The 18,450-nt window shown below is 50.4% G+C and carries 17 protein-coding genes and 1 pseudogene; 2 read left to right on the top strand and 16 right to left on the bottom strand.

Annotated elements, in window-relative coordinates; translation table 11 throughout:
* Positions 1-6: 6 nt before the first annotated feature.
* The 13 genes and pseudogenes from selD to POREN0001_RS03565 form a co-directional block, all read right to left on the bottom strand.
* Positions 7-1,065: a selenide, water dikinase SelD gene (gene selD / locus POREN0001_RS03620; RefSeq protein WP_040580585.1), complete on the bottom strand. Its 1,059-nt coding sequence runs from the start codon at positions 1,063-1,065 to the stop codon at positions 7-9.
* Positions 1,056-1,307, bottom strand: coding sequence for a putative Se/S carrier protein (locus POREN0001_RS03615; RefSeq protein WP_004333318.1), 252 nt, complete (start codon positions 1,305-1,307; stop codon positions 1,056-1,058). The genes selD and POREN0001_RS03615 overlap by 10 nt, the downstream gene beginning before the upstream one ends.
* Positions 1,294-2,436: an aminotransferase class V-fold PLP-dependent enzyme gene (locus tag POREN0001_RS03610; RefSeq protein ID WP_004333348.1), complete on the bottom strand. Its 1,143-nt coding sequence runs from the start codon at positions 2,434-2,436 to the stop codon at positions 1,294-1,296. The genes POREN0001_RS03615 and POREN0001_RS03610 overlap by 14 nt, the downstream gene beginning before the upstream one ends.
* Positions 2,437-2,447: 11 nt before the next feature.
* Positions 2,448-3,041, bottom strand: a complete 594-nt coding sequence (gene yedF / locus POREN0001_RS03605; RefSeq protein WP_004333302.1) for a sulfurtransferase-like selenium metabolism protein YedF — start codon at positions 3,039-3,041, stop codon at positions 2,448-2,450.
* A 22-nt stretch (positions 3,042-3,063) separates the two neighbouring features.
* Positions 3,064-4,383: an ABC-F family ATP-binding cassette domain-containing protein gene (locus tag POREN0001_RS03600; RefSeq protein WP_409371955.1), complete on the bottom strand. Its 1,320-nt coding sequence runs from the start codon at positions 4,381-4,383 to the stop codon at positions 3,064-3,066.
* A gap of 39 nt (positions 4,384-4,422) precedes the next feature.
* Positions 4,423-4,986, bottom strand: a pseudogene (locus POREN0001_RS09665) (ATP-binding cassette domain-containing protein); the annotation flags it as partial.
* Entirely contained in the window at positions 4,983-7,043 is a 2,061-nt protein-coding gene (locus tag POREN0001_RS03595) for a tetratricopeptide repeat protein (protein ID WP_004333331.1), read from the bottom strand. The gene POREN0001_RS03595 and the pseudogene POREN0001_RS09665, both read right to left, overlap by 4 nt.
* A 27-nt stretch (positions 7,044-7,070) precedes the next feature.
* Complete coding sequence (def, locus tag POREN0001_RS03590) at positions 7,071-7,643, bottom strand: peptide deformylase (protein WP_004333154.1); 573 nt, start codon at positions 7,641-7,643, stop codon at positions 7,071-7,073.
* Between the two features lie 22 nt (positions 7,644-7,665).
* Positions 7,666-8,112 carry a Holliday junction resolvase RuvX gene (gene ruvX, locus POREN0001_RS03585; protein ID WP_004333162.1) on the bottom strand — a complete coding sequence of 149 codons (447 nt, stop codon included), beginning with the start codon at positions 8,110-8,112 and terminating at the stop codon, positions 7,666-7,668.
* Between the two features lie 540 nt (positions 8,113-8,652).
* Positions 8,653-10,932 carry an NADP-dependent malic enzyme gene (locus POREN0001_RS03580; protein ID WP_004333179.1) on the bottom strand — a complete coding sequence of 760 codons (2,280 nt, stop codon included), beginning with the start codon at positions 10,930-10,932 and terminating at the stop codon, positions 8,653-8,655.
* A gap of 138 nt (positions 10,933-11,070) precedes the next feature.
* On the bottom strand, positions 11,071-12,408 hold the full coding sequence (locus POREN0001_RS03575) for an ABC transporter permease (protein WP_004333333.1): 1,338 nt from the start codon (positions 12,406-12,408) through the stop codon (positions 11,071-11,073).
* Positions 12,401-13,342 (bottom strand): ABC transporter ATP-binding protein, encoded by a 942-nt coding sequence (locus POREN0001_RS03570; protein ID WP_004333351.1) that lies wholly within the window; start codon positions 13,340-13,342, stop codon positions 12,401-12,403. Before POREN0001_RS03570 ends, POREN0001_RS03575 begins: the two co-directional genes overlap by 8 nt.
* An 11-nt stretch (positions 13,343-13,353) precedes the next feature.
* Positions 13,354-13,848 (bottom strand): type I restriction enzyme HsdR N-terminal domain-containing protein, encoded by a 495-nt coding sequence (locus POREN0001_RS03565; protein WP_083797831.1) that lies wholly within the window; start codon positions 13,846-13,848, stop codon positions 13,354-13,356.
* Between the two features lie 57 nt (positions 13,849-13,905).
* Here POREN0001_RS03565 and holA point away from each other — a divergent pair, with 57 nt between their 5' ends.
* Together holA and mnmL are read left to right on the top strand one after the other, a co-directional pair.
* Positions 13,906-14,949, top strand: coding sequence for a DNA polymerase III subunit delta (gene holA / locus POREN0001_RS03560; protein ID WP_004333233.1), 1,044 nt, complete (start codon positions 13,906-13,908; stop codon positions 14,947-14,949).
* On the top strand, positions 14,949-15,884 hold the full coding sequence (gene mnmL / locus POREN0001_RS03555) for a tRNA modification radical SAM protein MnmL/YtqA (protein ID WP_004333240.1): 936 nt from the start codon (positions 14,949-14,951) through the stop codon (positions 15,882-15,884). Before holA ends, mnmL begins: the two co-directional genes overlap by 1 nt.
* 141 nt (positions 15,885-16,025) lie before the next feature.
* Here mnmL and POREN0001_RS03550 read toward each other — a convergent pair whose 3' ends face one another.
* The 3 genes from POREN0001_RS03550 to POREN0001_RS03540 are packed head-to-tail and all read right to left on the bottom strand — an operon-like array spanning position 16,026 to position 18,342.
* Complete coding sequence (locus POREN0001_RS03550; RefSeq protein ID WP_004333246.1) at positions 16,026-16,889, bottom strand: BamJ family beta-barrel-assembly machinery protein; 864 nt, start codon at positions 16,887-16,889, stop codon at positions 16,026-16,028.
* A gap of 20 nt (positions 16,890-16,909) precedes the next feature.
* Positions 16,910-17,725 (bottom strand): BamJ family beta-barrel-assembly machinery protein, encoded by an 816-nt coding sequence (locus POREN0001_RS03545; protein ID WP_004333267.1) that lies wholly within the window; start codon positions 17,723-17,725, stop codon positions 16,910-16,912.
* Between the two features lie 20 nt (positions 17,726-17,745).
* Positions 17,746-18,342 carry a BamJ family beta-barrel-assembly machinery protein gene (locus POREN0001_RS03540; RefSeq protein WP_004333355.1) on the bottom strand — a complete coding sequence of 199 codons (597 nt, stop codon included), beginning with the start codon at positions 18,340-18,342 and terminating at the stop codon, positions 17,746-17,748.
* Between the last annotated feature and the right edge of the window lie 108 nt (positions 18,343-18,450).

Here is an 18,450-nt window from a genome sequence, read left to right as displayed (position 1 = left end):
CTTAGATTACCAAATAGTGAGAGCGGAGCCATTAGGTGAGGCAGGTGATGCAACACCGATAAGGGCAGATTGAGCTGTATTGGGGTTGTCTTGGAGTCGGCGGAGGAGGTCGGGGGCTTCCTCTTCGGGGAGTGCAATCAGGAGCCCTCCCGAGGTTTGTGCATCACATAGGAGCAACGTCTCTTCCGGTGAAGCGTGCGAGTGGAGATGCTCTTCTACGTAGCGTCTATTGCGCAGTGCTCCGCCGGGGATACACCCCTCGTGCAGTAGATCGCGCACGCCGGGCAGGGCCGGTATGGCGGAGGATTCGAAATGAAGTTCTACGCCCGAGGCAAGTGCCATTTGCATAGCGTGCCCTACCAATCCAAATCCGGTAATGTCGGTCGCTGCATGGGTGGAGACTTGGGTCATTTGCTCGGCGGCGTAGCGGTTGAGTCGTTGCATGGAGAGGAGAGCCTCTTGGTAGTCTTCTTCGCGTGCCATCCCTAAGCGGTGAGCTGCAATCAATATCCCCGTCCCTAGAGGTTTGGTGAGAATGAGGGCATCGCCGGGCTTGACTCCTCTATTCGTAATAACTCGCCGAGGGTGTACCCGCCCCACTACCGCCATACCATACTTTACGGGAGAGTCTTCTATTGTATGCCCTCCCACAATGAGCGCACCAGCCTCGTCTGCTGCCGATTGTCCCCCTCGTAGTATCTCACGAAGTACCTCCAAAGGCATTTGAGAGGAGGGGAAGAGAACGATATTGAGGCAGAGGAGGGGACTCCCTCCCATGGCGTAGACGTCGCTCAGAGCGTTGGTAGCCGATATCCGTCCAAAGGTGTAGGGGTCACTTGCTACGGGGGGGAAGAAGTCGGTCGTGACGATAAGCGCTTCGTTTTCGTTGAGCTGATATACTCCGGCATCGTCGCTGGTATCGGTTCCCACAAGGAGCCGATCGGAGTGAGGAACAGGTAGGTCTGCAAGTATTTTGTGCAGCTCTTTGGGATCGAGTTTTGCGGAGCATCCCCCTTGCTCCTGTCCCTCAAGCAGGTCGATCAAAGGTGGTGGTACTAGTTCCATTGCTTGATAAGTTTATAGGGATGAGTGGAGAAAAGTCGTCCTGCGATACCCCCCTCTTGGAGTAGTTGACAGGCAGGATCTATCGCGTCTTGGGTGAGCCCAAGGCACATCCCACAGCCTGAAGTAATAGCATCGGGTACGGAGAGTGCCCGCACAGACAGACGTGCCGACTCACAAAGCGTGAGTGCTCGGATAAATAGCCGCGTAGAGCTAAATAGGATGAGGGCACTATCTGAGTACATCGTCTAAAGCACGCGCTAGTAGCTCAAGGTCTTCATTTGTATGGAAAGGCGAGAAGCCTATGCGTACACTACCGCCCTGGGCTAGAGTGCCTAGGGTTTGGTGGGCAAGTGGAGCACAATGCAGTCCATCTCGTACAATTATCTCATGATCGTATCGTAAGGCATTCGCTATCTCATCGGCTCGTTTGGTCTGATGGACGAGCGAGAATAGGGGGCCTTGGTGCGTAAGATCGAGGGAGCGGAGGAGGCGCACATCGGGGTTCCGCTCTATTTGATCGAAAAGATTTTTCCAGTCTTGGCGCGAAGTGTTCCACGCCACAGGGTGCTCTACGGCGGCGGCGAGGGCAGCAAGCCCCAACATATTGGGGGTACCTGCCGAAAATCTCTCGGGCATCTCGAGAGGAGTATCGGTGTAATTTTCGCTATGTATCCCGTTACCTCCGACGATGAGAGGCTCAATACTTCGGGGATTACGGATGTAAAATCCGCCCGTCCCTGTGGGACCAAGTAACCCTTTATGCCCGGAAAATACGATATAGTCAAACTCGATCCTTTGGGGTATTTGGCTAAATCCTAAGTATTGTGCCGTATCGATGAGTAGGGGAATGCCCAATTCACCCCCTATCACTTGGGCTATCTCTTCGAGGGGTTGTATTACTCCGTTTACATTGCTCTCGGCATTGACAATTGCTAGTGCCGTACCCGGGCGAGCTTCTCTACGCAACCTCTCTATATTAACGCGCCCATCGGGGGCGGAGGGCATTATGCGCAGATTGAATCCGTAGCGCGTCTTGAGGCGTGTTAGAGGACGCATTACGGCATTATGCTCTAAAGGAGAAATCCAAAGGGTGCGTCCTTCCAGCTGAAGGCTACTTAGGATGGTATTGATGGACTCTGTAGCTCCGCTATTGAATACGATATGCGTAGGATCTACCCCGCCTAGTAGTACGGCAAGGCGATCCCGTAGCTTCTCGATGTCAGCTGTGGCATGCAGAGTTGCGGGGTCTGTGCTCCTACCATAACTTCCGATGGGGTGTTCGTAGTAATGGGCCAATACCTCTTGTAACTCGGGACTCTTGGGCCATGAGGTAGTACCACAATCGAAGTAATGTAGGGAGTTTTGGGACATAAACAGGAGGGTTAAGGGGTTACAAGGCGAGAGGCTTGGCGCATATATTCGGCAATAACAAGCATATTGGAGATGGTACCTACCGCTATCTTATCGCGAAATTCGAAGTAATCTACACAGGTGCCGCAGAGTATCACTTCTACACCATGCTCCTTGTGTAGGCGAGTAAGAGTAGCCCCGGTATCTGTGTCTTTATCCGCTAGGAGTACCCCACGATTGTAACAAACAATGCGATTGGGTTTGCGCTCTACTCCTTCAAGTGCGTTGACAAAAGCACGAGCCAAGATACGCCCTAGTTCGTCATCGCCTCGCCCCATGGTATCACTCGATAGCACAACGGTATAGTCTTCGCCGCCTGATTCTTTTTTCCCTATAGGCCTACAACTTTCTTCTTCTAGGGTAAAACGCAGAGAAGTGTAGCCCTGTAATTCTTCCGTTTCTAGCGAGGAAGTGATCTGACGAATGTAGTCTGTGAGATTTTGACATGCTGTAGCGTTGTCGGTTAGAACCTGCCATTCGCCGGAAAATCCCTCGCTATTGAGTGCCTTTTTGAGGAGGATGAGCGGCATGGGACAGAGCTTGCCGCGTGTGTCTACTGTGTTCATAATGATGGGATTAAGAGAATTATTATGATAACTTTTCCATGGCTCGTTCCCACTCAATCATCGCTTTGTCGAGTTTTTTGCGAGTCGTATCGTATTCGTTGTATAGAGGGCTGTCAATGGGGAGGTTGGGGGCAGAAAGTTCGCCCTCGAGACGTGTTAGTTCCTGTTCGAGAGAGGCTACTTTTTTCTCGATCTCTTCGGCCGCTTTCTCCAGATTGCGCTGCTGCCTAGCTCGTTCTTTTTGGGCTTGATAGTCCTCTTTTACAGAGCTTTTTGTAAGAGCTGAAGGGGTGGGTTTACTCGTGTTTTTAGGCGTCTCAAGCTCATGCAAACTCTCCATCCTTCGTTTGGCAAGATAGTCGTAAATGCCTCCGAGGTGGGGGATTACCTTCCCGTGTGAGAACTCGTACACTTGCTCTACCAAGCCATCAAGAAAGTCACGATCGTGCGAGACGAGTACCACAGTGCCCTCAAAATTCTTGATTGCCTCCTTGAGTACGTCCTTAGAACGCATATCAAGGTGGTTGGTCGGTTCGTCTAAGATCAGCAGGTTGGCAGGCTCAAGTAGAAGTATCAAAATGGCGAGTCTTGCCCTTTCACCTCCGCTCAGTACGGATACGGGTTTGTCTGCTAGTTCCCCTCCAAACATAAAGGCTCCTAGGAGGTTGTTGATCTTGTCTCGTACGGGGCCTCGGGCGGCACGATCTACTGTATCTCGTATGGTTAGGTTGGGGTCAAGCTCTTGAGCTCTATTTTGAGAGAAGTAGGCAATGTGAATGTTGTGCCCTATCTTGAGCGAGCCCGTGTAGTCGTTGATCTGTTGCATGATGCACTTGACCATTGTAGACTTGCCGGCACCATTCTTCCCAACAAAAGCTACCTTGTCTCCACGGCGGAGGGTAAAGGAGGCATGATCGAATACTTGATGCGCCCCATAGGCCTTGCCCACGTCTTCTACAATGATGGGGAAGTCTCCTGAGCGTTCAGCAGGGGGGAAGCGGAAGTGAATGTGCGAGAGATCGAGTTCGTCTAGCTCAATCAGTTCTATTTTCTCTAGCTGCTTGATGCGGCTTTGCACCTGTATCGCTTTGGTCGCTTGATAGCGGAATCGCTCAATAAAAGCCTCGATGTCCTCAATCTCTTTGCGTTGATTCTCGTAGGCACGACGCTGGTACTCGAGTCGCTCTTGGCGCAGGGTCACGTACTGAGAGTAGTTGGCTTTGTAGTCGTAGATGCGCCCAAGCTCTATCTCTATGGTGCGTGTGGTGGTGGCATCAAGGAAGGCGCGGTCGTGGGAGACGAGTAGTAGGGTGGCTCCCGAAGTTTTGATGAATTGCTCCAACCACTCTATGGACTCAATGTCAAGGTGGTTGGTCGGTTCGTCTAAGAGAAGTATATCGGGTCTTCTGAGCAATATCTTGGCAAGCTCAATGCGCATACGCCATCCACCACTAAACTCGGAGGTTGGTCGCTCAAAGTCTGTGCGCTCAAATCCGAGTCCAATAAGGGTGCGCTCTGCCTCGGCTTCGTAGTTGTCTTGCCCCATGAGGTTTAGTCGATCGCTTTCGTGCGAGAAGCATTCGATGAGATCTTGATACTCGGGCGTGTCGTAATCCGTCCGCGCTGCCATCTCGTCGGCAAGTTGGGCTACGCGCTCTTTGATGCGGGCTACATCCTCAAAAACCGTCTTCACTTCTTCGATAACGGTGCACCCATCGGCAAGTTGCATTACTTGTGGTAGGTACCCTATCTGTAGGTCTTTGGGATGGGTAACGGATCCGCTAGTAGCCTCTCTAAGTCCGGCAATCAATTTGAGGAGAGTAGACTTGCCTGCTCCGTTTTTACCCACAAGGGCTACACGCTCTTTGGGGGATACGACAAATGAAACGTCGTTGAAAAGAAGTTGTTTGCCAAAGTCTATTGTGAGGTGTTGCACCGAAATCATAGTTGCTCCTGGATGCGTTTGATGATGTTATATGCTTGGAATATTCCCTGCTCGCCGGCTAGGCTGAGATCGGCTATTGCCTTGTCTTTTTGCCCCACAGAGAGGAATAGAAGCCCTCGATTGAAGTAGGCCTCTGGGAGGAGGGTGCCCCCCAGTGTAATAGCTTGGGAGTAATCTTGGAGCGCTTTTTCCTTCTGACCCAACGAGAGATGCACGATGGCTCTATTGTAGTAAGCGTAGGCAAACTTGGGGGCTAGCTCTATGGCTTTGTCAAGGTCGCCCAAAACGGTATCCATCCCTCGTAGGGTTGGGGAGGCTTGTTCCCTCTGTGTGGGAATGCTTATCCCTAATCCGTTGTGCAACTCTTGAGAGGGAGCACTTAGGGATGGCGTGGAGAGGGTGGTGTGCTGTCGCACCTCAAGGCGTCGAAGCCATGCTGCCGAACGTACGAAGTAAGCTAGTGGATTCTTTTTGTCTAGCGAGAGGGCATGGTCGAAGTCGTCTATCGCTCTGTCAAAGTCTATGAGAAGTAGAGAGGTAACGCCCCTACGGAGGTAGAAGTTGGCCTCTTCTTTGGGTTGAGCATCGAGGGCGGAAAGGGATTGACGCAGCTCAGTTGTGGCTACGCTATCAAGGATGCGATTGCTCGGAGCCACCAACAAACGAGGTAATTGTGTAGGGTGGGCTTCGTTATAAGAGGTTACTTCCTGACTGTAATATACTCTAGGAGGAATACCGGGCTGAGGGGTAGCGTGGTAGTAATTGAGCGAGAAGGCTCCAAAAGGCACGATAGCTACATCGGCATCCTGCACCCTCCCGCGGAGCGACTGGGGTAGAGTAGTTGTTCCTCCCATAGTAGAAGCGGAGAGCGAGGTCTCCACAAGTTCGTTGTACCGCTCAATGGCTTCTTCTGTTTCGCTTCGGGTGGATTTGGATGTGCTCGAAGCCTTTTTCTTTATCTGTTTCTTCTGTTGTTGGTAGGCTTGCCAACTATCTCTATCGGCCCCTGCGGCGTCTCCCAAACCTCGTTTTGCATCCGCTCGGGCTAATAATCCCATTTGGAAGTTAGGATGTCTCGTGAGCACTTTGTCGAAACTCTTGAGTGCCGTGCGAAAGTCTCCTACCTCAAGACTCAGTAGCCCTCTATTGTAGAGAGCCATGTAGTTATTGGGCTGTACCTCTAGTACTACGGCGAGATCTTCGAGGGCATTGTTGGCATCTCCCACAGTGGCGCGGAGCAAGGCGCGGTTGTAGCGTGCTACGGGGTCGGAGGGGGCTAGGTTGATCGCAGCAGTATAATCCTCTATGGCTCCTACATAGTCATTGAGTTGATAGCGAGTGAGACCGCGGTTGATGTAGTTGTTTTTGTCATCGGGAGCAAGCTGGAGGGAGCGGTTAAGATCGAGGAGCGCGCTCTTGTAATCCTCTTTTTTAGACGCGAGCATGGCACGAAAAGCATAGGCTTGTGCCTGTGTGGAGTCAAGGGCAAGAGAGCGGTTAAGTTCCTCTGTCGCTTGTAGCGTATCTTGCTGATTGAGCAGAATATCGGCACGCAGGAGGTGGGCTATTGCGTGCTTAGGATGTCTTTTGATTAGGGTAGAAATGGTGGTGTCGGCAGCATTGTATTGCTTGTCGGAGAGCTGAGCCGCAGCAAGATTGAAAGCAATCTCGGCATCGTCCGGAGCTAAAAAAAGAGAATGCTTGAGGTCGCTTATGGCCCCTTTGTGTTCGCCCAAAGAGTGGCGTACTACGCCTCGCAGCACATAGGCTCGGGATATAAAAGCATTGCGCTCTAGGGCTAGAGAGGCATCCAATTCTGCTCCACGATAGTCCCCAAGCATATACTTAGAGACGGCTCTATGGAAGTAGGGCTCTGCCATCCAGGGGCGTACTTCTATAACCTGATTGAAGTAGCCGATGGATACGATGTAGTCTTTGAAGTAGAGCGCATTCTGCCCAATGGTCATTACTCGGTCTACGTCGAGTTGAGCCTTGGCTCCCCACAAGAGACTTAGCAGTGCCCCTAGGGTAATCAGTGTACAGCGTAGCCCTCTCATGTCTTATGCCCTTTCAAGGAAAAGATATTAGCGGCGCATCCCTTTTTTCTGAGGGGCTGCCACTACAGGATAGCCGGGGTACGCCTTGCCGGATGCAATGCGTGCCAACTTGTTTTTGAGCAGACTTTTGCGGAGTGTGCTCACGTGGTCGGTAAAGAGTTTTCCCTCCAGATGGTCGTACTCGTGCTGAACGACCCGAGCCGCAAAGCCCGTGAGGTGGCGAGTTTGGGGGGTGAATTGCTCATCGAGATACTCTATTGTAATCTCCTTGGGTCGCTCTACTCGCTCGTGGATCCCGGGGAGACTGAGGCATCCCTCTTCCTCAGAAAGGGTCTCTTCGCTCAGCTCTGTAATACGAGCATTGATCATTACAGTTTTGAAGTCTTTGCACTCGGGGAAGTATTCTGCCATGGGCGAGGCGTCAATCACAAGAAGGCGGATCGACTTGCCAATTTGGGGGGCAGCCAGTCCGATGCCGTCGCTTTCGTACATACTCTTCCACATCTCGGCAATAAGCCCCGATAGGTTGGGATATTCCGGAGTTATATCTTGTGCCACTTCGCGTAATACCGGGTGACCGTAGAGATAGATAGGTAGCATATTATTGGGTGTTTAGTTATTTCTATTTAGGGGATAGGGGGAGTGGTGCACCGGAGTAGGCAAGAGACTCCATATACGATTGTAGAATAATGATAGCACTCACCTCGTCTACCAACGCTTTGTTGCGCCGTTTTTGTTTCCCTATCCCACTCTCTAATATCGTTTTTTGGGCAAGGCAAGAGGTGAACCTTTCGTCGTAGTAGACAATGCGGAGCTGAGGAAAGCGTTTTTCTAGCTTCGCAACAAAAGGACCGATGTAGCGCATAGATTCGCTCTCTTCGTTGTTCATTTGCCGAGGATAGCCCACTACCACAAGGTCTACTCCCTCTCGGGGGATATACTCGGATAGGTACTGAAGTAATTCGGACGAAGCCACCGTCGCAAGACCTCCCGGAGTGATTCTAAGCGGATCGGTCACGGCCAGTCCCGTACGCTTCTTGCCATAGTCTATTGCTAGTATTCTGCCCATAATGATGCTTACAAAGATACGTTATTCTCCCCAATCTTAGAGGCTAATTTTGTGTATAAATGGGGGAGAAAAAGTCGTATCGCTAAATAAAAAGAGCTACTAACTTCCCTCTCTCGGAGGCGAGTCAGCAGCTCTTTTAGAGACAAAACCGCACTGTGAATTGTGAAAACTCCTATAATCAGGATTAAAGCGTGTCGGCACTTTTGTAATCCGTCTCGTGCACACAAGGTGTACCAGCGGCCCGCCATTGTTGCCAACAACATCTCGGTAAACACAAAACACTTGATGAGTTTCCCAATTTGACAAGTGCGGTTTTTATTTCGACTTATCAATACTTAAATGAAAGATCGTCTTCTATTCTGTTACCACAAAGATAGTAATTAATCCGATAAAAACAAGGGATAAAGAGAAAGAAAGCCCCCCTTAACTGCAGCTTTTCCCCTCCCCGTAATGAAAGGGGAGAGGATGGGTTGCAGACTTTATGATATAAGAGAGGTTTTCTCCCCTCTAAGGAGCTTTTTTGCAGATTTATGAGGATGCTTAGCCAACAATGCAGGCGTTGCTATCGAGGGATGCCATGGCGGTGATATTTACAATATCCTTGACAGAGGCATCGTGGTCGGCAAAATAGATGGGGCGAGCAAGCCCTACCTGTATGGGACCTACCACCTCGTCTGCATTGCCTACAGCTTTGAGGAGTTGGTAACAGGCGTTCGCTGCTGAGAGTCTTGGGAAGACGAGTACGTTGACCTGCTTGCCTTTGAGCTTGTTTTGAGGGTATTTGGCATCGCGTTGTGCAAGCTGAAGAGCCGTTTGTATCTGCATCTCTCCATCTACGGATAGGTCGGGGTAACGCTCGTGTAGGAGGGCAACAGCTCGGCGAGCTTCGCAAGAAGACTCTGCATCGTCGCTACCAAAGTCGGAGAAACTGATGAGAGCAATATTAGGTTGAAGCCCAAAGCAACGCACTTTTTCCGCAGCAAGTACCGAAATATCAACCAGGCTCTCGGCACTGAGATTGCGGTTAATGAGTGTATCGACAAGGAATAGCGGACCCGACTTGAGGGTTACAAGGTGCATGGTAGCAAAGTGATTATGCCCCGGAGCTAGCCCTACTGTGGAGCGCGCTACCTCGGATAGGTAGGAATAATTGGAGTACAACCCCGTGAGCATGCCATCAGCATCTTGATTTTGCACCATCATCATGCCAAAGTAATTGGGGTCATACATTTTGTCGAGAGCCTCTCTGAAGGTGCCCCCCTTTCGCCAGTTTTGCTCTGCGTAGAGCTGAGCGTAGCGGTGGCGAGTCTCCTTGAATGCGTCGGATCGGTGGTTGATGATTTGGATGCCAGCTAGATCGAGATCGTCATGCTTAGCCATGTCCTGAATATGGGATTCGTCGCCTAAGATGATAGGCTTTGCAAGCCCTTGATAGAGTACCTCCACGGCTGCTTTTAGTACTGTGTCGCTCTCTCCTGCGGCATAGACCATCGTGCGGGGCGCTTGGCGAGCAGAGTCGTGCAAGCGGCGCATAAGGTGATTCATCTGCCCCAGACGAGCCATGAGTTCGCCTTCGTATGCCTCCCAGTCTGTAATCTCTTTTTGCGCAACACTCGATGCCATGGCAGCTCGTGCTACGGCGGTCGAGACGCGTACGATCAGTCGGGGGTCTACGGGTTTGGGGATAAAGTAATCGGGCCCGAAGTGTAAGCGCACATTGCCATAGGCTTGACTCACCTCCTCGGGTACAGGCTCCGAGGCTAGTTCGGCAATGGCAAGGGTAGCGGCCTTTTTCATCTCCTCGTTGATGGCAGTAGCTCGTACGTCTAATGCCCCACGGAATATATAGGGGAAGCCAATTACATTATTGATTTGGTTGGGATAGTCCGAGCGCCCCGTAGCCATGAGCACGTCGGGGCGAGCCTCTTTAGCCTTTTCGTAGGTAATCTCGGGGTCTGGGTTGGCAAGGGCAAACACGATGGGGTTGGGAGCCATCTTGCGTACCATGTCTTGGGTGAGTACGCCCGGGCGGGAGAGCCCGACAAAGACGTCTGCCCCTACAATGGCGTCGGCAAGCGTCTTGAGTTCGGTACGATCGGTGGCGAAATAGGCTTTTTCTTCGCTCAGCCCTTCTCTGTCTTTTGTGATTACTCCTTTGGAGTCTATCATCACGATATTGCTGCGCTGTGCCCCAAAAGACTCGTAGAGCTTGGTGCAAGAGAAGGCGGATGCTCCGGCTCCGCTTACAACGATGCGAGCCTCTTCGATGCGTTTACCGGCAATCTTGAGGGCATTGAGAAGCCCTGCCGAAGAGATAATGGCAGTACCATGTTGGTCGTCGTGCATTACGGGGATAGACAACTCCTTTTTGAGCGTTTGCTCAATGTGGAAGCACTCGGGGGCTTTAATGTCTTCTAGGTTTATCCCCCCAAAGGTGGGAGCAATGGATTTGACAATTTCGATAAACTTATCGGGGTCTTTCTCGTCGATCTCTATGTCGAATACGTCAATCCCGGCATATATCTTGAAGAGAAGCCCCTTCCCCTCCATCACGGGTTTACCGGCAAGTGCCCCTATATCGCCCAATCCCAATACGGCGGTACCATTGGAAATAACGGCTACGAGGTTGCCTTTGGAGGTGAAGTCGTAGGCTTGGGATGGGTTCTTTTGTATATCGAGACAAGGGATGGCTACCCCTGGGCTATAGGCAAGGGTAAGATCGTTTTGTGTACTATAGGGTTTGGTCGGTTTGACCTCTATCTTACCGGGTTGCGGTAAGGCGTGATATTTGCGTGCGGCTTCGGCTAATTTGCTATTCATTATCTTGATTCTTACAAATTCAGTTATGTCGTTTCCCTACAAAGATAGCGAATAAGAACTTGTTTTACTACCCTTTTGTGTAGAAAAATAGCCGGCTCATTCTCAAAATCAGCCGACTATTTTCTTTGTTTTTCTCACTTACTTATATCGAATCCAGCGGCGAAGCTCTCGCCAGCTTGGTTTCTTCCCGTACATCAGGATACCTACTCGGTATATTTTGGCACTCAGCCAGGTAATCCCTCCAAAGGTGGCAAAGAGAATCACAAGGCTGAGAATCTGTTGCCATACAGGCACGTCGTAGGGAAGTCGTATCATCATAACGATGGGCGAAGTGAAGGGGATGAGCGAGCACCAAAGAGCTAGAGGTCCATCGGGGTTGCGCATACTTCCAAAGCCGGCATAGAAGGCAAACATGAGGAGAAGCATTACGGGAGTGATGAACTGGTTGCTGTCTTCTTCGCTAGAGATAGCAGCCCCTACGGCGGCAAAAAGAGAGGCATAGAGGAGGTATCCGCCTACAAAGTAGAGGAGGAACATGAGGAGCAACTCGCCAAAGTTGATGCCCATCAAGGCTCCAATCCCCATCTGTATCTCACTAAAGCTATCGGGGTTAAGTCCTGCCCCTAGGCCTGTCATATCGCTTTGTTGCATAGAGGCAAGGGAAGCAATGCTTTGCAGGTTTCCTGCCATAAGGCTACTAAAGGCGGTTAGCAGGATGCCTGTAAGTGCTACCCAAAGCACGATTTGCGTGATCCCGACTAGGCCTAAAGCAATGATTTTTCCCATCATCATATCAAAGGGACGTACGCTCGATACCATCACCTCCATGATGCGGTTCTTTTTCTCCTCGAGTACACTGCCCATTACAAGGGAGCCAAAAGTGGTGATAAAGAAGAAGCTAACCCCCGCAAGTATCATCCCTATTATGCTGGCAATATTACCGCTAGAGCGTTCTTCTTCACCATCGGCAGCCCATTTGAAGGTAGGTACATTTATCTCTACTTTGCTGTTGGCTACAATCTCCGTAATACCCTCTACCTCGCTAGCTTCGAGCTTCTTTTGGCTCAGATAGGGTGAGAGTACGTCGTTGATGTGCTCTGCCACCCCGGGAGGTATTTGCTTATAGCCATAGAGGGTAATAGCCGTAGGATCTTGTAAGAGGTCGCTTCTAATCTCTAGCACGGCAGCATATCCCTCTTCATTATCCTTGCCCAGTGCCTTTAGTTCCTCTAGGGATTGCTGAGTTGGGACAAAGGTGTAGGCTTTTGTATTCTCGAAGAGATTGGCATACAAACCGGTTGCATCCAATACGGCAATCTTCGTTTCTGAGACACTCGTCTTCCCTATGATGATGGGGACGGTGAGGAATGCTACAAAAAGAATGGGCATCAAGATGGTCATGACAAAGAACGACTTCTTGTGCACTCGGGTCGCGTACTCGCGCCCTATAACAATGGCAATTTTGCTCTTACTCATGGTCTTCTTGGTAGTTTTGTTGTTGGGTAATCGTTTGAATAAAGATCTCATTCATAGAGGGGATCTCCTCCCGAAGGCTGAGGAGATGGAGCTCTCTTGGGAGCGTTTGTACTAGGTCTCGTAAGTCTTCTCCGGCACGCATCTTAAGGCGCAGGAGCTGTTTCTTCTCGCCCGGATAGAAGTTGCTATCGACAACCGAGAGCTGAGACAATTGCTCTTGGGATAGGGGAGCCGACGTCTCTACCTCTAGGCTCACAATCCCTTGAGCAAAACGCTGACGCACCTCACTCACATTCCCTTGCAATACTACGTGCGACTTGTTGAAAAGCGCACACTCATCGCACACCTCCTCTACCGATTGCATATTGTGTGTGGAGAAGATAATGGTGCGCCCTTGGTCGCGTAGGGTCAAAATCTCTCGCTTGAGGAGTTCTGCATTCACGGGGTCGAAACCGCTGAACGGCTCGTCGAAAATAAGTAGATCCGGCTCGTGTATTACGGTACAAACGAATTGGATCTTTTGTTGCATCCCCTTGCTCAGCTCCTCTACTTTGCGGTTCCACCAAGGCATGATGTCGAATTTTTCAAACCACTCGGTGAGCCGCTTACGAGCTGTCGCCTTATCTATCCCCTTAAGGCGCGCTAAGTAGATGGCTTGCTCGCCGACCTTCATTTTGCGGTACAGACCTCGCTCCTCGGGTAGGTAGCCAATGCGTGCTACATCTGTGGGGGCAAACCTTCTTCCCTCAAAAAGGATCTCGCCACTATCGGGGGCTGTGATGCGGTTGATAATACGTATAAGAGTAGTCTTGCCGGCTCCATTGGGTCCCATAAGACCGAATACAGAGCCTTGAGGTACGGCGATGGAGACATCGTCGAGTGCCAAGTGACGGGCATACCTCTTGACAATATGCTGCGCTTCTAAAAATGCCATAGGATATATGTCTATTCGTTGTTATTGCTTTGGTGATAGGCGCGGAGGGCGGCAAAGCTGGGGACTGAGCTGAGAAATTCGTACTGCCCCGTGTGGTAATCGATTTGGCAGACCATATGTTGTCTGCCGTTGGTAAGTACCAGATGGGCTGCCTTGTAGGTGAGGTTGTATCTACAGATCTGCTGCCACATCTCTCGGGTAAGCTCTAGGTGTGCCGCTTTGTACTCTACTACCATCCAGGGTTTCCCCCCTACGCCGTAAATAATTGTATCGGTTCGTTGTGCCGTATGGGCGGCAGCAACGCGTGTCTCGAGCGCGAAGCTGGCAAGCGGGTAGCCAAGGTGCTCCCTTAGATAGTGTACAAAGTGCTGCCTTACCCACTCCTCGGGGGTTAGGGCAACGCGCTTTCTACGAATATCATCGTAGATTAGTTTTTTCCCATTTTCCTCCTCAATTATGGCTCCATAGGCTGGGAGGTTCAGCACATTCGCGTTATCTTTGCACACAAGCTACCAACTGCTGCTCGTTTGTTTCTCGGCAAAGATACTATATTAGGATATACTATGGCAACCTCTACTCCCTCTCTCTCGCAGAGTTACCACCAGCTTGTAAAGAGCTTCTCTTCGGGCAAAGAGCTTCCCCCTCTTCTCTTTTTGGGAGGGGAAGAATCGTACTATATAGATAGACTTGTGGAGCTACTTGCCGAGCATTACCTGCCTCGTGAGGAGTGGGCTTTGAGTAGGACTATCCTCTACGGATCGGAGCTCTCTCTCCCCGAGCTGAGGGATACCATCCTTTCCTCCTCGCTGCTGGGAGGGCGTCGCCTTTACATTATACGAGAGGTAAATGCCATCAAAGGGTTGGATGAGATTGTGGAGGCAATACCTTCGATACAGCCCGAGACTACGGTTGTACTTTGCTATAATGGAGATCCCGAGCGTGCTGCTCGTTCCCTTTTGAAGCGTCTCACCGAGGCTCAAGTGCCCCTATTCTTATCCCCCAAAATGCGGAATAGTCGGGATACAGCATCGCTAATCCGTGATGCTGCTGACCTACTTCATATCACCGTAGAGCCTGATGCTATGGGGGCTCTCTACGACTTTATTGGTACCAATGGTGCTACCCTTTATAGTGAACTACGCAAGCTTGCCGTACTCGCCTCGGGCAGAGGGGGAATGGTAACGCGCGCCATGGTGGAGCAGAATGTGGGGATTAGTCGCGAGTATTCTCCCTATGAGCTCCTCAATGCTCTGGTAGCTAAGCAACGAGCCAAAGCCTACAAATTGGCGCGCTATATGGCGCTTAATGAGAAACGCTACCCCTTGCCCATCATCCTATCTACCCTGTATACCTACTTTGCCAACCTGATGATTGTAATGTACCAACCGCGGAATATCTCTGCCGATGATGTGGCTAAGGTATTGGGCTTACGCAACTCGTACGCTGCGGAGAGTTACATGACGGGGAAGTGGGCTTTTACCCCTATGCAGGTATTCAACATCGTGCACGAGATCCGTATGACCGATGCACGATTTAAGGGGGCAGAGGGAGGAGCCTATACGAATGATGGTTTGCTTATCGACCTTGTAACCTTTATTCTAGGGTGATGGCTCCCGAGTTTTCCTATTCGCAACGCTTGGCAGAGTGTGACTTCTCTACCTACATACAACGCTTTTTCCCTGGAGAGAAGATCCAAAAGATAACGCTGGATGCAGGTTGCTCCTGCCCCAATAGGGATGGAACCATGGGGCGAGGGGGATGCACCTATTGCAATAATGCCACCTTTAGTCCCTCATTTGCTCTTCAGCCCGGCTCTATTACGCAACAGCTAGAGCGGGGAATTGATTTCTTTCGACACAAGTATCCTCACATGCGTTACCTGGCTTACTTCCAATCCTATACGGCAACCTATGGGGAGGCTGAGCAGTTGATCGCTCTCTATGAGGAGGCGGCACGATTCCCCGGAGTGGTAGGTTTGGTAATTGGTACGCGACCCGATTGTATGCCGGAGGTCCTTCTCGATTACTTTTCTGACCTCTCTCGCCGATGCTTTGTGCTGATAGAGTATGGTATAGAGTCCACTCTCGATCGCTCGCTGGAGTACATCCGCCGAGGGCACTCGTGGCGATGCTCTCTAGAGACCATCAAAGCAACGCACGAGGCAGGGCTCCCCGTTGGTGCCCATCTTATCTTAGGGCTCCCCGGAGAGACTCGGCGTGAAATGCTAGACCACGCGTTGCGCCTCAACGACTTACCCATAAGCCTCGTAAAACTACACCAATTGCAAATAGTCCGCCATACGATTATGGCTCATCAATACCGGACGAATCCGGAGCAATTCCACCTTTTTACGGCAGAGGAATATGCCGAGCTTTGTCTGGACTTCTTAGCCCTCCTAAGAGAAGACATTGTGGTAGACCGGTTTGTGGCACAGTCCCCTCCCTCTTTGCTTCTTGCGCCCCAATGGAATATCAAGAACTATGCTTTTATGGATCTTCTGAGGAAAAAGGCGCAGTTGCGCGATAGGGAAAAGACTATCTAGAGGAGAATATTCGCCCTCCACTTCCCTTGCTATACAAAAAAGCACCGGAGTAGATCTTACGATCCTCTCCAGTGCATTTCTTTTATGCATTTGCACCCATTGGGGCTTCTACCTTTCTAGGCTATGCCCTCCTTAGGGCTATTAGTTTGCTTGCTCTCCGGGGATAACTTGGAGGAGGGTAACCTCGAATACCAAAGTAGAGAAAGGCTCAATGTCACCTCCGGCTCCTTGCTCACCGTATGCGAGTTCGTAGGGGATAACAACCTTTACTTTTTCACCTTCGGACATGAGGAGGAGCATCTCTGTCCAGCCTGGGATTACTTGAGTTACACCAAACTCTACAGGCTCTCCGTTACTAGCGTCGAACTCGGTACCATCAACAAGAGTACCCTTATATTCAACCTTTACACGGTCTTGGGGCTGAGGCTTCTTAGCTCCCTCTTTGGCAGGGGTGAGCACCTTGTATGCAAGACCCGTAGCTGTAGTTTGTACGCCGGCTTCTTTCTTAAACTCTTCGATGAACTTGAGTCCCTTTTCCTTATTAGCTCCGAACTTTTCTTCCATCTTCTTAGCTTGGAGTTTCTGTTCGGCTTCTTGCATGTAGGTTTGCATGTCTTCTTGAGACCATCCTTTGAGGAATGCAGTGTCGCCCATGATACCGGCCTCAAAAGCCTTTAGGAAAGGACCGGTAGCGATCTTGTCTTCATTAAGGCTTTGACCGATTTGGAATCCTGTAAGCATACCGGCAAGATAGGCATACTGAGCAGAGTCTGCACTCTTACTCATACCATCTTTTACCCCTTTGAGGAACATGGTGGTATCCATAGCCATCCCTTGCGCATTTGCCATAGCAAGTTGCTGTGCCATTTGCATACCAATCATGTAACCACGAGCCATACCCAGGCTGTCGTTTGCAGGATCAGCGTCTTTGGAGGTGCCACCATTGCAGGCAACCATACCCAACATCATTGCCGTACCTAGTACAGCAGAAAAAATCTTTTTCATATTACGTTATCAGAAAGTTTTTATTTCTTCTTGAGTTTTGTTTTTGAGGTCGCTTTGGCCTCTTTGGAGTCTGCTTTTGGGGCAGCTCCCTTATCGTCTACTTTAGAAATATCCGATACAGGTATGGGTTCTCCCTTGATTACATCAAGCATCTCAATCTCGAAAATGAGTACAGAGTGTGGGGGAATCTTGTTGCCGGCACCACGATCGCCATAGGCAAGAGAAGCCGGGATGTATAGCTCCGCTTTGGTACCTTTGCGCAAGAGGCAAAGCCCTTCTGTCCAACCCGGGATTACTTGTAGGGGAGAGAACTTAATAGGCTCACCATGGCTATAAGAGCTGTCGAACTCGGTACCATCGATAAGTCGTCCACGATAGTGTACCTGCACGGTATCTTCTACGGTGGGTTTGATGCCCTTACCTTCTACCAAAATCTTGTATTGTAGACCACTCTCTGTTACCTTCACTCCTTTCTTCTTCGCATTTTCGGCAAGGAACTTTTCACCCTCTGCCTTTCGTGCTTCAGCCTCGGCTTTTTGTGCAGTCTCGAAATAACTGTTGAGCTGGTTACCGGCATCTTCGGGGGAGAGTTGTGAGTTGCCCGAGAAATATTCGGTAATAGACTTGAGTATGATTGCTTTGTCGAGGTTTTTACCTCCGGGCGCACCCTTGAGGGTCTCTTCGATAGAGCGACCCACCATAGTGCCTAAAGCATACGAAGCCTGCTCTGCAGTTACCTTTTTCCCTTCTGTGGTTGTAGCCGTCTGAGCCCAAGAGTGGGTGTGTACTGCAGCCAAAAGGAGAGCGGCAGCGGACAGCGTACGATAGAGTTTCATAGTCGTTTTATTTTGAGGAGTTACTGTTTGTCTTCGATACGAAGGAGCTGAATTATGAAGATCAGGGTCATGTTCGGTTCGATCATTTGCCCTGCACCGCGCTCTCCATAGGCGAGTTCGGCTGGGATTACCACACGCCACTTAGAGCCTACCGGCATCATTTGGAGTATTTGCGTCCAACCGGGAATAACGGCGGTAACCGGGAAAGAAGCAGGTTCGCCCCGGCGGATAGAACTATCGAATATCGAACCATCGATAAGGGTTCCTTCGTAGTGAACCTCTACCGTATCGGTGCTCTTGGGGAGAGCGCCTTCGCCCTTCTCTAAGATCTCATATTGCAGCCCGTTGGGGAGGGTCGTTACCCCTGCTTTCTGCTTATTGATCTCTTGGAATTCCTTACCGGCTTTGAGGTTTAGTTCCTTCTTTTCGTTTTGTATTCTCTGGAAAAACTCGTTGAGTACTCCCTGAGCCTCTTCGTAGGTCATCGAGGGTTCTTTCCCTTCAAAAACCGTATTCATAGCTTCGGAGAAATCTTCCATCGAGATGCTGTGAATACCCGTGCTTCTGAAGTTATTGGCCATGCTGAGACCTAGTGCGTAGCTTACTTTATCTTTCATTGCTTTATCCTTTTAGAAAAGTCCTAGGGCTCTTATTGCCCCACAAATCTCTGCAAAGTTACCCATTCTTTGTATATGAGCAACTTGTAGCAGAGCAAAATTGTATCT

Source organism: Porphyromonas endodontalis ATCC 35406 (genome assembly GCF_000174815.1).
Taxonomy (GTDB): Bacteria; Bacteroidota; Bacteroidia; order Bacteroidales; family Porphyromonadaceae; genus Porphyromonas; species Porphyromonas endodontalis.
Note: the sequence above shows the minus strand (reverse complement) of the source record. Positions and strands in the feature narration are given on the sequence as shown.